General features: G+C 63.4%; 14 protein-coding genes. 8 read left to right on the top strand and 6 right to left on the bottom strand.

The genetic code is table 11. From position 1 onward, the window contains the following. Positions 1-67 precede the first annotated feature (67 nt). The gene (locus ACCQ08_RS00710) at positions 68-1,714 is read left to right on the top strand and encodes a hypothetical protein (protein WP_373448580.1); all 1,647 of its coding nucleotides are present in this window, start codon (positions 68-70) and stop codon (positions 1,712-1,714) included. 209 nt (positions 1,715-1,923) lie between these two features. Here ACCQ08_RS00710 and proP read toward each other — a convergent pair whose 3' ends face one another. From proP to ACCQ08_RS00695, 3 genes are all read right to left on the bottom strand, one after another. Next, on the bottom strand, positions 1,924-3,495 hold the full coding sequence (proP, locus tag ACCQ08_RS00705) for a glycine betaine/L-proline transporter ProP (protein ID WP_373448579.1): 1,572 nt from the start codon (positions 3,493-3,495) through the stop codon (positions 1,924-1,926). A gap of 144 nt (positions 3,496-3,639) precedes the next feature. After that, positions 3,640-4,665, bottom strand: coding sequence for a methionine synthase (locus ACCQ08_RS00700; RefSeq protein ID WP_373448578.1), 1,026 nt, complete (start codon positions 4,663-4,665; stop codon positions 3,640-3,642). A 153-nt stretch (positions 4,666-4,818) separates the two neighbouring features. Next, a complete protein-coding gene (locus ACCQ08_RS00695) occupies positions 4,819-5,802 on the bottom strand; it encodes a DUF1852 domain-containing protein (protein ID WP_373448577.1) in 984 nt (327 codons plus the stop codon). Between the two features lie 149 nt (positions 5,803-5,951). Between ACCQ08_RS00695 and ACCQ08_RS00690 the strand changes: the two genes are divergently transcribed. Continuing rightward, complete coding sequence (locus tag ACCQ08_RS00690) at positions 5,952-6,869, top strand: LysR family transcriptional regulator (RefSeq protein WP_373448576.1); 918 nt, start codon at positions 5,952-5,954, stop codon at positions 6,867-6,869. On the opposite strand, the gene ACCQ08_RS00685 is transcribed toward ACCQ08_RS00690, so the two are convergent. Next, positions 6,866-8,353, bottom strand: a complete 1,488-nt coding sequence (locus ACCQ08_RS00685; protein ID WP_373448575.1) for a sensor histidine kinase — start codon at positions 8,351-8,353, stop codon at positions 6,866-6,868. The genes ACCQ08_RS00690 and ACCQ08_RS00685 overlap by 4 nt on opposite strands. Further along, positions 8,354-9,031 (bottom strand): response regulator, encoded by a 678-nt coding sequence (locus tag ACCQ08_RS00680; RefSeq protein ID WP_373448574.1) that lies wholly within the window; start codon positions 9,029-9,031, stop codon positions 8,354-8,356. Positions 9,032-9,282: 251 nt separating this feature from the next. On the opposite strand from ACCQ08_RS00680, the gene ACCQ08_RS00675 reads away from it, so the two are divergent. From ACCQ08_RS00675 to ACCQ08_RS00660, 4 genes are all read left to right on the top strand, one after another. Then, positions 9,283-10,239 (top strand): ABC transporter substrate-binding protein, encoded by a 957-nt coding sequence (locus ACCQ08_RS00675; RefSeq protein ID WP_312410630.1) that lies wholly within the window; start codon positions 9,283-9,285, stop codon positions 10,237-10,239. A gap of 82 nt (positions 10,240-10,321) precedes the next feature. Continuing rightward, a complete protein-coding gene (locus tag ACCQ08_RS00670; protein ID WP_239811442.1) occupies positions 10,322-11,182 on the top strand; it encodes an ABC transporter ATP-binding protein in 861 nt (286 codons plus the stop codon). 20 nt (positions 11,183-11,202) lie between these two features. Then, complete coding sequence (locus ACCQ08_RS00665; protein WP_312409586.1) at positions 11,203-12,111, top strand: ABC transporter permease; 909 nt, start codon at positions 11,203-11,205, stop codon at positions 12,109-12,111. Positions 12,112-12,561: 450 nt separating this feature from the next. Next, positions 12,562-12,855, top strand: coding sequence for a hypothetical protein (locus ACCQ08_RS00660; protein ID WP_373448573.1), 294 nt, complete (start codon positions 12,562-12,564; stop codon positions 12,853-12,855). Between the two features lie 9 nt (positions 12,856-12,864). On the opposite strand, the gene ACCQ08_RS00655 is transcribed toward ACCQ08_RS00660, so the two are convergent. Next, entirely contained in the window at positions 12,865-13,788 is a 924-nt protein-coding gene (locus ACCQ08_RS00655) for a LysR family transcriptional regulator (protein ID WP_373448572.1), read from the bottom strand. A 119-nt stretch (positions 13,789-13,907) separates the two neighbouring features. On the opposite strand from ACCQ08_RS00655, the gene ACCQ08_RS00650 reads away from it, so the two are divergent. Further along, positions 13,908-14,576 (top strand): RraA family protein, encoded by a 669-nt coding sequence (locus ACCQ08_RS00650; protein WP_373448571.1) that lies wholly within the window; start codon positions 13,908-13,910, stop codon positions 14,574-14,576. 60 nt (positions 14,577-14,636) lie between these two features. Beyond that, complete coding sequence (locus ACCQ08_RS00645) at positions 14,637-15,299, top strand: RraA family protein (RefSeq protein ID WP_373448827.1); 663 nt, start codon at positions 14,637-14,639, stop codon at positions 15,297-15,299.

Below are 15,299 nucleotides of genomic sequence, written 5' to 3'. Positions count from 1 at the left end.
AACGAAATTCAGGATTAAGTCATTATTTGTTTGGTGAATATACTGTCACAAAATCAAGGGAGACCCGGTGGCAAAAACCAAGCACATTCCGTATTTGGCGTCCATTCTCGCCATATCTGCATCGACTCTTTACGCCTCTTCCAGCTGGGCAGGCCGGGATTTCACCCCGCAATCAGGCACCTGGATCGTGAGCAGTGAAATCAATGGCAAACCCGGCCGAGGTTTAGCCATCGATGTGCAGGGCAATACCTTCTTTATGCAGGTCTTCGGATACGAGAAAAATGGCGACGCGACCTTTTACACTGCGACGGGCCAGATGGAGGGCAATAGCATTACCGCTCCGCTGATGCGCTACAAGAATGGCCGCAGCCTCGCCGGGCCGATGCAGGAAGCCGTGGAAGACCGGAGCGTAGGGCAGGTAACCGTCAGCTTTCGCAATGGCCTGAGGGGAACGCTACAGTTCCCGGGCGAGTCAGCGGTGGCGATTGAGCGCCTCTTAGTGACCAGTGATGCAGCGAGCGTCACCAACCCTCTGGCACAACAAGGCGGGCGCTCGTTGCGGCTGTTTACGCTGGATGCACAAGGGCAGCCTGATTACACGACCCAGGCGCAGCTTTGGCGAACGGACGATGGCATCACCCAGGTGGGCTGGTTCAAGCCCAGCGTCATTGGAATGGTTGTCTACCAACCCCTGTTCCAATGTGGTGTGCTGCCAGGAACGGCTCGCATGCAATGCACGCCAAAGGACGCTGAAAGACCTGCCGACATCGCTGATATCGAGAGCATGGAGTTGTTGTTTGCGGGCTTTGATATTCAAGGCGAGTTGCGCATTGGCGGCAGCCATCCCCATACCCGGATCATCACTGGTTTTGATCTGGGCGCTTCCCTGAGTGAAGCCTCCTACGTTGAAGGCCGCACCACGATCACTCCGGTGCAGCACCATAGCTATTTGGCTTCCAATTTCGGGTACGGTCCTGTCTGCCAGGTGTACTGTGATGCGTCCGTCACGACCAACATCCTGATGCCGATGAACGGTACCTGGGTGGTGGAAGATGAATTGACGGGTAAGCCCGGTCGTGGCATTGCGCTGGATGTGCAAGGTGATACCGTCATCCTGCAGCTGTTCCATTACCGTGCAGATGGCCAGCCTACTTTCCACATGGGCAGCGCCATTTATCAGGGCAAAGGTGCAGGCAGCCGGGCGAGCGTGGCAACGATTCCCTTGCGGGAATATCGTGGCGGGCGCAGCCTGGGCGGCCCAGCAAAGGCGGCCGAGCTGGAGGCCGAGGCTGGCAATGCCATTGTGGAGTTCTACAGCCCCCCCTTGGAGAGCGGAGCCATAGACCGCAATGTCTGGTGGACGCAGGGGCAGTTGCAACTGCCCGGTGAGCCGCCCGTCAAGATCCGGCGTCTGCAAACCGATGTGCCAGCCAGCTTTGCTGAACGCATGTTTGGTGACTGGTATGCCCGAAGCGGCGAGGTCGTTACCCGGTTTGATCGTGTGCAAGGCGAGGGTGTCATCACTGCGGATGGAAAACTTCTGTGTCTGCCTGTGGGCCTGATACCCGGCGCCAACATGAGCTGTGGCGAGCCGGATGGCAACCAGTGGCGTTCGCACTATTCCACCTACCTGCCAGACATGGGGCGTTCAGGACCATTCCTGCGCCTGCGCGACCGATTTGGCAATGCGACGGGGCTGGGTGCGCCGGACTGATGGTGCAGCAGGCGCGCGCCTTTGCGGTCTAGGGGCGTTGGCGACGATACCTAACATCTGCGCAGCGCATGATGATGGCCCGCACGCCGCCTTCAAAGCGGTTGCCGCAGCCATTGCCCACGCTGGCCATCAGGCCGCCATCGCTGAGCGACCGCCGCATCTGCCACCAGCGGTACCGGGCCACTGCGCGCCACGCGCAGTGCCTGCTGTCAATCCAGGCGAGGGTGCAGGTCGATGTACTTCTGTTTGCGCAACTCCAGCTCAGCGATCTGCGCTTGCAGCTTCGCGATCTCGCCATCGATCTCCTCGACACTTTGCTCGATATGGTCCAGCGTCTGAATCAGCAGCTCCCTGGCCTCTTTTTTGCTGGAGGCTGCCGGGGTGGCGCCGCGCAACGGGCGGTTGGCGGTTTCCTTCATGAAGATGCCGGTGATGATACCGATGACCGCAACGAACATCAGGTAATAGGCCGGCAGGTACAGGCTACCGGTGGTATCGACCAGTGCAGCGGTGATCGTGGGCGTGAGACCGGCGACGATGATGGCGATGTTGAACGATGCTGCCAGCGCGCTGTAGCGGATGCGGGTGGGGAACATGGCCGGCAAGGTCGACGCCATCACACCGGTAAAGCAGTTCAGCACAATGGCCAGCATGAACAGGCCGACAAAGATCAGCGCGATCTGGCCGTTGATGATCAGCTTGAATGCGGGGATGGCCAGCACCAGCAAGCCGATGGAGCCGAAGATCACAAAGGGCTTGCGTCCGAAGCGGTCGCTGGCCAGGCCGATGACCGGCTGCACAAACAGCATGCCGATCATCACCGCGATGATGATCAGCACCCCGTGGTCCTCCGAGTACTGCAGGTTATGCGACAGGTAGCTGGGCATGTAGGTCAGCAGCATGTAGTACGTGATGTTGGTGGTGAGCACCAGACCCACGGACACCAGCAGCGGGCGCCAGTAACGCGTTGCGATTTCCTTGAACGAGATGCGGGGGCGGTTTTCCACATCCTCCTGGTCGTCCTTTTCCATCTGGTCGAGCTGCTGCTGAAACGCAGGGGTCTCTTCGGCCGCATGGCGCAGATACAGGCCTACCAGCCCCAGCGGTGCGGCCAGGAAGAACGGCACCCGCCAGCCCCATTCCAGAAAGCGCGCTTCGCTCAGCAGGCTTTGCAGCAAGACCACCACGCCGGCACCGGTGACAAAGCCGACGATCGAGCCGAAGTCGAGAAAGCTGCCCAGAAAGCCGCGTTTGCGGTCCGGCGCAAACTCGGCGACAAAAATGGCAGCGCCGGTGTATTCCCCTCCGACCGAAAACCCTTGCGCGAGCTTGCACAGCAGCAGCAGTATGGGCGCCCAGATGCCTATGCTGGCATAGGACGGTATCAGGCCGATACAGAAGGTGCTGGCGGCCATGATGATGATGGTGACCGACAGCACCTTCTGGCGGCCGAACTTGTCACCCATCACGCCAAAGAACAGACCGCCCAGCGGCCGCACCAGGAACGGAATCGAGAACGTGCCCAGCGCGGCAATCATCTGCACGCTGGCCGAGGCATCGGGAAAGAACACCTTGCCCAGTGCAAAGGCCACAAAGCCGTAGACGCCGAAGTCGAACCACTCCATCGCATTGCCCAATGCGGCTGCGGAGATGGCTTTCTTGAGCTTGACCTTGTCGACGATGGTGATGTCGTGCAGCTCCAAGGTGCCGCTTTGTGTCGGTATCAGGGGCGGCGAAGGAGGCGTCGGATCGGCCGCGGTGTTGTTGTTGATGGTATCCATGCGGTTCCCCGGTGATGGTGGGCCGCCATCTTCGCCAATTGCCCTGCCAGCGTCTGTAGGACGAGGCTGGGCTTCACTGCCTCCAAAACCCGCTTGGTGTCTGCTGCGCTATCGCCCGGCCGACATCGGCAGGCTAGGCTGGGGTCAAGCGGCCGACAAGCGCTCCTTGGCCAGCCGTGTGCCCGCCGCCAGCGCCTTGAGCTTGCCCCAGGCCACGTCACGGGACATCGGTGCCAGACCGCAATTGGTGCAGGGAAAGAGGCGTTCCTTGGGCACAAATTCCAGTGCCCGGGCGATGGTGTCGGCCACTTCCTCGGGCGTCTCGATGGAGTCGCTGGCAACATCGATCACCCCGACCATCACATCCTTGCCGGCCAGCAGCTTCATAAGGTCAGGCGGTACATGCGAGTGGATGCATTCCAGGCTGACCTGGTCGATGCTGCTGCGCGCCAGTGCGGGGAACACCGTCTCGTACTGGCGCCATTCATCGCCCAAGGTGCTCTTCCAGTCGGTATTGGCCTTGATGCCGTAGCCGTAGCAGATGTGCACGGCGGTGGTGCAGCTGAGACCCTGCGCGGCGCGCTCCAGTGCCTGCACGCCCCAGTCGGCTGCGTCCTTCATATAGACGTTGAAGGCCGGCTCGTCGAACTGGATGATATCCACGCCATCGGCCTGCAGGGCCAGCGCCTCCTGGTTGAGCAACTCGGCAAAGGCCATGGCCATCTTGACCTTGTCGCCATAGAAGCGGTCCGCCACGGTGTCCACAATCGTCATCGGGCCGGGCAGGGTGAACTTGAGCTTTTTCCGGGTATGGGCGCGTGCCAGCTGCGCTTCGAACGCATGCACGCGCCCCTTGAGGCGCAAGGCCGCTACCACCTGCGGCACCATCGCGTCGTAGCGGTTGTCGCGGATGCCCATCTTCACTTTGTTGTCGAAGTCGATCCCCTCGACTTGCTCCAGAAAGCCATGCACAAAGTGCTGGCGTGCCTGCTCGCCGTCGCCAACGATGTCCAGACCGGCATCTTCCTGGGCCTTGATCCACAGCAGCGTTGCATCGGCCTTGGCCTGGCGCAGCGCATCACCTTCTGCCATCCACTGGGGCCAGAGCTTGTTGGTCTCGGCCAGCCAGGCGGGTTTGGGCAGACTGCCGGCAATGGAGGTTTCGAACATGGGGGATTTCCTTTCAAAAAAATGGGGAGTCAGGCAGGCCTGTGTGCAGCGCATTGTGCTGACCCGGTCGCGCAACCGGGAGCCATAGGTGACACCGGGCAGGGCAGGGAAGGGCAAGGCGATGCGGCTGGTCCAGCGCGCCGGGCGCTGCCGTCAGACGGTTGCCGCAGCGCTCGCTTGCTGCAGCATGCGCTGGTAGGGTTTGATGAAGTGCTCTTCGGCAAATCGGCCCTGTTTGACAGCCAGCGCGCTGCGCTCTTCGCGGTCATAGACGATCTGCGTCAGCGAGTAGTCCTCGTGCTTCAGGCTGGGCTGGTAGCGCGCGCCGGCGGCTGCATTGGCGTTGTAGATTTCCGGGCGGTAGATCTTCTGGAAGGTCTCCATCGTGCTGATGGTGCCGATCAGCTCCAGGTTGCTGTAGTCGCCCAGCAGGTCGCCGTGGAAGTAGAAGGCCAGCGGCGCCACGCTGTGGGCGGGCATGAAGAAGCGCACCTGCATGCCCATCTTGGCAAAGTAGTGGTCCGTCGGCGAGGCCTCGTTTTGCCGGTACTCGATGCCCAGCACCGGGTGCTGGTTGCCGGTGCGCTGGTAGACCTTGCTGGTCGACGCGCTGATGCAGATCACCGGCGCCTTGCGGAAACTGGCCTGGTACGTGTCCGACCTGATGAACTGCTGGAACAGCTGCCCATGCAGATGGCCAAAATGCGCGGGCGTGCTGAAGCCGGTCCGGTTCAGGTTGTGCGCAGGCAGCAGCACGCTGAAATCGTAATCCCGCACGTAGGACGAGAAGTTGTTGCCGACGATGCCGTCGCTGCGCTGGCCCGTGTGCTGGTCAAGGATGTGGGTCTGCAGCATCTCGATCAGCGGAAACGTCTCGCCGTGCTGCTGCGTGTCCCAGTGCAGTGCCACGGAAACGATGTCCAGCTCCACCGCATAGCGGTCGGCCTCCGGGTTGTCCCAGTGCGCCAGCGCGTAGAAGCGGTTGTCGATCATCCGCAAGGTGTTGCGTAGGTTCTGCTGCCGGTTCTCGCCCCGGGCCAGGTTGGCAAAGTTGGTGGTGATGCGTGTGCTGTCCGATGGCCGGTAGTGCTCATCAAAACGCAGGCGCTCGATGCTGAAGGAAAAGTCGCTGCTCATGCGGGTCCGATCGTGGATGTCTGCGGGCCTTCGGGCCGTATGGGCTGTTTCAGCCCACGCCGCTCAGGTCGATGGGCCGGATGTTAGAACGTGCAATCCATGAAGTAAAATGGTTTTATCTCATATATCCATGAATATGGTTCATTTGAATGCTTGAACGTATCCATCTCAGCATCGTCCAGCAGGTCGAAAAGCAGGGCTCGCTCACGGCCGCTGCAGGTGTGCTGAACCTGACCCAATCCGCGCTGAGCCACAGCATGAAAAAGCTGGAGCAGCAATTGGGCACCGCGGTATGGCTGCGGGAGGGCCGCAGCCTGCGCCTGACGCAGGCCGGCCAGTACCTGCTGGCGGTGGCCAACCGCGTGCTGCCACAGCTGGATCTGGCCGAAGAGCGTCTGGGCCAGTTTGCGCAGGGCGAGCGCGGGGCGCTGCGCATTGGCATGGAATGCCATCCCTGCTACCAGTGGCTGCTCAAGGTCGTCTCGCCGTATCTGGCCGCGTGGCCGGATGTGGAGGTGGACGTGAAGCAGAAATTCCAGTTCGGCGGCATTGGTGCGCTGTTCGGCTACGAGATTGACCTGCTGGTCACGCCTGATCCGCTGTTCAAACCCGGGCTGCGGTTTGAGCCTGTGTTTGACTATGAACAGGTGCTGGTGGTGCCCCGTGGCCATGCGCTGGCCTCTGCCACCTATGTAAAGCCCGAGCAACTCACGCAAGAGGTGCTGATCAGCTACCCGGTAGACATCGAACGGCTCGATATCTACAACCAGTTCCTGCTGCCCGCCGGGGTCACGCCGCGCCGCCACAAGGCGATTGAGACCACCGACATCATGGTGCAGATGGTCGCCAGCGGCCGGGGTGTGGCGGCCTTGCCGCGCTGGTTGGTCGAGGAGTACGCTGCGAGGATGGCAGTGGTGCCGGTGCGGCTGGGCCCGCACGGCATTGCCAAGCAGATTTTTCTGGGCGCGCGGGAATCGGATGTGGCCATCGACTATGTGCGCGCCTTTATCGAACTGGCGCGCCAGCCGCGCGCTACCACCTCTTCTGCTACAACCAACAAAGCCTAGCCGGGGCCGGCCACCCGCACAAAACGCACGCCGATGCGCAGGCCCGGGCCAAAGGGCGGCGTATAGCGCTGCTGGGCATCGGCCAGCTGCAGGCTGGCGCCGGTCGCCTGCGCCACCTCCTGCACAATCGCCAGGCCCAGGCCGGTGCCTGCCGTGTCGTGGGCCAGGCGGTAAAAGCGCTCCAGCACCCGATCCCGGCTTTGGGCCGGTATGCCCGGGCCATTGTCCTGCACCGATAACAGCAGGCTGTCGGCGCTGGCCTCCAGGCCCAGCGTGACCTGGCCTTGCGGCGGGGTGTAGCGGATGGCGTTGTCCACCAGGTTGGCAATCAGCTCGGGCAGCAGGCGGCTGCTGGTGTACAGCGAAAACACATGCGGGTCGGCAGCGCGGGTGGCCGCATCTGCCGGCGCAGCAGCAGCTGCCTGGCTTTCCTCCCAGCCCAGGTCGATCTGCTTGAGGTCGGCCGCCGGCGCCATCGCCTCCAGGCACTGCAGGCACAGCGCGCGCAGGTCCACCCATTGCGGCGGTTGGGCCGCGTGTGCGGCATTGCCGGCCTCGGCCTGTGCCAAGGTCAACAGCTGGTTGGCCACATTCAGCAATTGCTGGTTGCTGCGCTGCAGCCGTTGCAGCACGGCCAGGCGCTGCGCAACCGACAGGGCCGCCAACTCGGCGGGCGTCTGGCCCAAGGCCTGTTCCAAGGTATGGGCCTGGATGGCCAGCGGCGTGCGCAGCTGGTGCGCTGCATCCGAGATGAACTGGCGCTGGCGCGCCACCTGCGCGCGGATGGTGCGGGCAAACTGGTTGACGGTATCGGCGAGCGGCCGCAGCTCCTGGTGGAGCTGGCGCGAGTCGAGGTGAAAATCCACATCCCCAGCCGGGCGCCCGGCCAGCTGGCGCGCCATGCGCAGCAGCGGGCGCAGCTCCAGGGTCAACGCGGTGGCACTCACCAGCACAGCCACGGCCAGCGCCCACAGCAGGTACTCCATCGTCGGCCACCACAAGGTCTGGACCATGTTGTCACGGCTGTGCGTGGTCTTGCCGACCAGGATGGTGATCTCGCGCGCGCCGGCCACGTCATACATGGCCCGGCGCGTGATCACGGCACGGATCGGCTGGCCTTGCCACAGGGCGTCATACCACTGGGCGTTGTCGCTGCCGCTCAGCGTCAGTTGCGGCGGCTGCGGAAAGTTCTGCTGGCCCGCCAGCAGCTGGCCTTGCGCGTCCATCACGCTCAGGTAGACATGGTCGCGCGCCGGCGACATGAACAGGCTGAGCGCCGAGGGCGGAACGCTGGCGCGTACATCGCCGTCCTCCCAGATCAGGCGGTCGGCCAGGATCTTGGCCGATGACAGCAGGTCATGGTCCTGCACATAGTCGGCCGCGTCCTCGGCATGCTCATGGGCAAACCAGCCGCACAGGCCCACCAGCACCGCCAGCGGCAGCAGCAGCCACAGGGCCAGGCGTGCGCGCAGGCTGTGCAGCATTCAGTCCCCGCCGGCCAGTTTTTGCTTGAGCAGGTAGCCCACGCCGCGCAAGGTCATGATGGTCGTGTCGCTCGCCTGCAGTTTCTTGCGCAGCCGGTGCACATACAGGTCCACCGCGTCGGCGCTGGCCTCTTCGTCCATGCCGTAGATCACATCCATCAAACGCTGCTTGGGCAGGGCGCTGCCGTTGTGCAGCATCAGCGCTTCGAGCACGCTGCGCTCGCGCGGGGGCAGGGCCAGCTCCTCGCCCGCCACGCTGAACAAGCGGGTGCGCAGATCAAGCTGCAGGTTGCCGCAGCGCACATGGTTCTCACGCCCGGGCATCTGGCGCCTGGCAATGGCCTGCATGCGCGCCAGCAGCTCGCGCACCTCCACCGGTTTGACCAGGTAGTCATCGGCGCCAATCTCCAGGCACAGCACTTTCTGGTCGAGCGAATCACTCGCCGTCAGCACGATCACCGGCAGGCTGTCACCGCGCTCGCGCAGGCGCCGCAGCAGCGCCTTGCCGCTGAGCTGGGGCAGGTTCAGGTCCAGCAGCAGGTCATAGTGCGATTGGCTCAGCAGCTGGTCAGCGGCGTCGCCACGGTCCACATGGTCCACCACAAAGGCATGCTGGCGCAGCAGCCCGGCCAGAGACTGGGCCAGTTCCAGGTTGTCTTCGACCAGAAGGATCTTCATCGGAGGGGGTGGCGCACCAAAGGCCAGCAAAAAAGATCAGGGATAACCACTAAAAATGCTGCAGTGCAGCGAAAGCGCACTGAAAGGGTGCAGTTTCTAGACTCTGTTCCTATCCGGTGCATTATGCGGTCGCCCAGGGCGATGCTGCTGAAGGTGCCAGGACCACAACGTCAAGGAGACACTGCATGACCCTATTCCACGCTACCCGCCGCAACGCGCTGGCCGCCATTGCCGCTGCCGCTGTCTGCTGCATGGCCAGCACGGCTGCCCAGGCAGCCGACGACACCGTCACCATCATGGTGGGCGGCATCAACAAGATCATCTACCTGCCCGCCAAGCTGGCCGAGTCGCTGGGCTACTTCAAGGAAGAGGGCCTGAAGGTCGAGCTGCAATCGCAGCCGGCCGGCGTGGATGCGGAAAACCAGCTGATCGCAGGGGCCGTGCAAGGCGTGGTGGGCTTCTATGACCACACCATCGACCTGCAGGCCAAGGGCAAGGAGATCCAGGCCATTGCGGTGTTCTGCAAGGTGCCCGGTGAGGTGGAACTGGTATCCACCAAGGCGGCTGCAGGCGGCTTCCAGTCGATGGCCGATGCCAAGGGCAAGACCCTGGGCGTCACCGGCCTGGGCTCGTCGACCGAGTTCCTGACCCGCTACCTGGTCGACAAGCAGGGTGTGGCCAGCAAGGACTACTCGCTGCTGCCCGTGGGCGCTGGCAACTCGTTTATCGCCGGCATGAAGCAGGACCGCATCCAGGCCGGCATGACCACCGAGCCAACCGTGTCGCAAATGCTCAAGACCGGCGACGCCAAGGTGCTCGTCGACATGCGCAGCGAAGAGGGCACCCAGGCAGCACTGGGCGGCCTGTACCCTGCCGCCAGCCTGTATGTGCGCAACGAATGGGCCGCCAGCCACAAGGACCAGGCGGCCAAGCTGGCCCGCGCCTTTGGCAAGACCATGCAGTACATCAGCAGCCACAGCGCCGAAGACATCGCCGACAAGATGCCCAAGGACTACTACGGCAATGACAAGGAGCTGTATGTGGCGGCGCTGAAGGCCTCGCTGCCGATGTACACCAAGGACGGCAAGATGCCCGAAGGCGGCCCCGAGACGGTGCTCAAGGTGCTGTCGGCCTACAAGCCCAATGTGAAGAGCGCGCACATTGACCTGGCCAAGACCTATTCCAACGCCTACCTGAGCGCCAAGTAAAAAAGCGGCGCAACCCGCCCCGCAGCGCGGCCCCGCCGTGCTGCAGCCCGCGCGCCCCACCACCCACATCCGGGAGACCACCATGTCCTACGCCACCCAGGCGGTTGCCAGCCAGCAACCGTCCAGCAGCCTGCAGCCCAAAAATGCCGCTGCCTCTGCAAAATCAGCCGATGCGGCCATTGAATTCGACAAGGTGTCGCTGCGCTTTATTGCGCCAGACGGCACGGCCACCCTGGCGCTGCGCAATTTTTCGATGTCGGTGGCCAAGGGCGAATTCATCGCCATCGTCGGCCCCACCGGCAGCGGCAAATCCACCACATTGAACCTGATCACCAGCTTGCTGCAACCAACGGTGGGCGAGGTGCGCGTGATGGGCAAGAAGGTCGAGCAGATCGATCCGCGCATCGGCTTCGTGTTCCAGGCCGATGCCGTTTTCCCCTGGAAATCGGTGCGCGACAACGTGGCCGCCGGCCCCATCTTTCGCGGCACCCCCCGCGAGCAGGCGCTCAAGCTGGCCGACGAGTGGATCCACCGCGTGGGCCTGGCCAACTTTGGCAACCACTACCCGCACCAGCTCTCGGGCGGCATGCGCAAGCGCGTGGCACTGGCGCAGACCTTTATCAACCAGCCGGAAATCCTGCTGATGGACGAGCCCTTCTCGGCGCTGGACATGCAGACCCGCACCCTGATGCAGGACGAGCTGCTGCGACTGTGGTCGGCGTCCGGGGGATCGGTCGTGTTCGTGACCCATGACCTGGAAGAGGCGATTGCGCTGGCCGACCGCGTGTTTGTGCTGACGGCCCGCCCCGCCACGTTGAAGCGCGTGTACGAGATCGACCTGCCACGCCCCCGCGTGATGAGCGAAGTGCGTTACGACCCGCAGTTCATCGACCTGTCCAAGCGCATCTGGGATGACCTGCGCGAAGAAGTCCATATCCAGTAATACAAGGCAAGGAACACACCATGTCTGAACTCACCCTGAACCCCGCTGCCACCCGCAGCCCGCCACCCGCACCGGCTGCGCCAGACCACACCCCCGCTGCCGTGAGCGACGCTGCGCTCGCGCAGGAATCGGTGGCCGCGCAAGCGGCCATCAAACGCCGCAAGGCCGTCATCATCGGTCTGCGCCTGCTGGTGCTGGTCGCCGTGCTGGGCGGCTGGGAAGTCTCGGCCCGCATGAAGTGGATCGACCCCTTCTTCTACTCGATGCCCTCGATGATCTGGAACCAGATTGTGGAATGGGTGCGCGACGGCACATCGCAAGGCCCGCTGTGGCAGCAGGTGCTGGTCACGTTGGAAGAGACGGTCATCGGCTTTCTGATCGGCTCCATCGCTGGCGTGATCTGCGGCATTGTGCTGGGCCGCAACAAGCTGCTGTCCGATGTGTTCTCCATCTACATCCAGATCGCCAACTCCATCCCCCGTGTGGTGCTGGGCTCGGTGTTTGTCATTGCGCTGGGCCTGGGCATGGCGTCCAAGGTGGCACTGGCTGTCGTGATGGTCTTCTTTGTGGTGTTTGCCAATGCCTTCCAGGGCGTGCGTGAAGCCGACAAGTACATGATCGCCAATGCCCAGATCCTCGGTGCATCACCGCGCCAGGTCACCATGTCGGTGGTGATTCCTTCGGCCATGTCCTGGATTCTGGCCAGCCTGCATGTGAGCTTTGGCTTTGCACTGGTCGGCGCCGTGGTGGGCGAGTTCCTCGGCGCCAAGGAGGGCATCGGCCTGCTGATCTCCACCGCGCAGGGCGCTTTCAACGCCAGCGGTGTGTTCGCCGCGATGATCGTGCTGGCCGTGGTGGCCCTGGGCGCCGACTTCTTGCTGACCCGCCTGGAAAAACGCCTGCTCAAATGGCGGCCTGCCGCCTTCTGATGCCCTGACCTGACCCTTATGCAAGCGCTGCCCGGAGGCCGCTTGCCCGTCTCCTCGCCGGTGGAAAAAGCGCTCTTTCGCTTACCGGTCATAGAACCTGTTCAAAGTCTCTACGCTGCCGCGTTGGAGTGCAATCGGGATGAGTTCGAAGGGCTGGTTCGCAGCTCGCACCGGGGTGCAAGCAAGGGCCAGCGCGCAGAAATCGCCCGATTTCACTCCAACCCTTCGGGACAGTGGCTTTGCGCTGCCCGGGTAGGGAGCGGTCTGCGTCGTTGCAAATCCTCGCAATAGCGCGGCTATTGCTGCGGTGTTGCGCCTCGCATCCCATCTCGCAAAGACACTGTCGCGGCGCGAGGAGACTTTGAACAGGTTCTTACGCCAGCTCCGCCAACCGAGCTGGCGTTTTTTTGTCTGGAGGTCGCGGGCGGGTTCTCAGGAGACTGGCTCACCTTGGGCAATCTAGGGCTGAAGCCGCGCTGTGACCTGGTCTTTCGGGACTTTGAAGGCGCGCGCCAGTTGCAGCTCACCGGCCATGCGCGCTCCCATTTTGGTGTCGAGGCCGGCATCGACCAGACAGGAGGAACCGGGCGCTGGATCGAGTTCCAGGTGCACAACTGGCGCAGCACGCCGCTAACCCTGCCCCAACGCTGGGGCCTGCTGGAAGCCTCGCCCTACAACCCTTTGGTCCGCGGTGTTGCGTCAGCGGCTTTTGACGGGCCACCGCGCAGCCAGGTGACGCGCTGACAAGGCCGCCTAGGCTGCATGGGTCATCCTGGAGGGGCGTTGCGCCTGCAGCCAGGCGACTGCCTCGTCCAGCAGCGGATGGTGGCGCTCCGCATTCCAGGCTGCGGCTGCGGTGACCACCATGGTTTTCTCGCGCAGCGGGCGGACGACCACGTTCTCGGGTGCCAGGCGCCGCATGGAGGCAGGCACCAGGGCCACGCCCTGGCCGCAGCTCACATAGGCGATCTGTGAGGAGACCGAGCGCACCTCATGCATCACGCGCGGCGCAAAGCCCTGGGCGCGGCACAGCCCCACCAGCATGTCGAAGTAGACCGGGCTGACCTGGCGCGACGGCATCACCATCGGCTCATGGCTCAGTGACTTGAGGCGGACCTGGGATTGGCCCGCAAGGGGGTGGTCCTTGCGCAACGCGACGGCCAGGCGGTCTTCCATCATCGGCAAAGTGGCAATGCCCTGGCCTACATCGCCCTCCAGCCGGACAAAGGCCAGGTCCAGATCGCCGGCCTGCAGCGCAGGAATGGCATCGGCGCTGTCGATCTCGCGTACAAATACGGTGACATGCGGGTGTTGGCGGCGCATGTAGTCCTGCAACGGCGGTACGGTGTCCAGCATCGCTGAGGTGATGGCGCCGACCTGCAGCACGCCCGATTGTCCGGCTGCCACCTCGCGCACCACGCGCTCGAGCTGCTCGACCTGCAGCGCAAACTGCCGAACCGCCGGCAAGATGGCCGCACCCGCAGGACTGAGCTTGGTGCCGCGCCGGGAGCGCTCGAACAACTGCAGCTTGAGCGAGTGCTCCAGCACCTTGATCTGCTCGGTCAGCGGCGGCTGTGACATGGACAGGCGGGCGGCGGCGCGCCCAAAGTTCTGCTCCTCAGCGACGGCCAGGAACATCCACAGCTGGCGAATCAGGCGAAAGTCGATATGGCTCATGGTGCGTTTCCTGGGGAGAGGTGGCTGTTCTGGTATTCGTATCACAGAGATATCTGATAAGTATTTCACATATCAGAAGGCGGCCGTGATGATGCCAGCACTTTCCTGGAATGCACGCGATGACCCACTCCCATCTCCACCTTGAACGCCTCAGCGCGCTGGACACCAATACCGTCTCCGATGCGCTCGATTTCCTCGGCCTGCCCGGTGCCACCGTTGGCCTGCTGCCGCTGTGGCACTGCCCCAAGATCGTCGGCCTGGCCAGCACCATCCAGCTGGGACCCAAGAGCGATGCCGCGCCTGCCGTGCACTTGATCTCTCCGGTCATCGATGCCGTGGTCTCCGACGACCGCGTGCTCGTGGTTGCCGGCGGGGCCGATGGCATCTCCTGCTGGGGCGACATCCTGGCCAATGCGGCGGTTGCGAGGCAGGTGCGCGGCACGGTCATCGATGGCTTGAGCCGTGATATCGATGGCAGCGCAGACATTGGCTATCCCGTTTATGGGCGGGGGCTGACCATGGTCAGCGCCCGCAACCGCGTGGTGCAGTTGCATGCGGCCCAGCCTGTGCAAATGGCCGGTGTCACCGTGCAGCAGGACGACTATGTGATTGCCGACCGCTGTGGCACGGTCTTCATCCCGGCGGGGCGCATCGGCGAGGTGCTGGGCCTGAGCGAGCGCATTGCCCTTCGCCAGCAGGGCATGGTGGCCGCCGTGCGCGCGGGTCGCTCCGTGGCCGAGGTCATGCACGACCGGCATTTTGAAGCCATTGCCGCGCAGCCGCAGTGAGCGCCAGGCGATGGCCCTTTTCTTTATCGAGCGATACACACCATGAACCTTCCCCCAAAGATGCGCCCGGAAGACCAGGCACTGGTTGCCCTGTTTGAAGGACTGGATACGCCCGGCGTATCCGATGCCATGGACAAGCTGGGCCTGCACGGCCAGGCCCTGGGCATCATGCCGCTGGCGAACTACAGCAAAACGGTGGTCGGCCCGGCCTTTACCGTCAAATACGTGCCGGCCAGCCACCCGCCTGGCACCGTGGGTGATTTCATCGATGACGTCGCTCCAGGCGATGTGGTGGTGATCGACAACGATGGCCGCAGCGACTGTACCGTGTGGGGCGACATCATGACCCAGTACGCCGGCCTGCGCGGTATTGCAGCGACGGTGATCGATGGCGTATGCCGCGATGTGGGCAAGGCCCTGGGCGATAACTACCCGATTTTCAGCGTGGGCCGCTTTATGCGCACCGGCAAGGACCGGGTGCAGGTCGAGTCGCTGAACACCACGGTGGCCATCGGGACGGTGCGGGTGGCATCGCGCGACATCGTGGTCGCCGATGCCAATGGTGTCGTCATTGTGCCGCGCCACCGCGCCCGCGATGTGGCGGCTGCAGCCCGCAAGATCGAGGAGAGCGAATCGCGCATCCGCGCGCAGATCGCACGGGGCACGTCCTTGGGCGAGGCGCGTGCTGCGCTGGGCTACCACCAACTGCAAACCAAGGACTGA

Origin of the sequence: Comamonas sp. SY3 (genome assembly GCF_041730275.1) — a bacterium.
GTDB lineage: Bacteria > Pseudomonadota > Gammaproteobacteria > Burkholderiales > Burkholderiaceae_C > Comamonas > Comamonas sediminis.
Note: the sequence above shows the minus strand (reverse complement) of the source record. Positions and strands in the feature narration are given on the sequence as shown.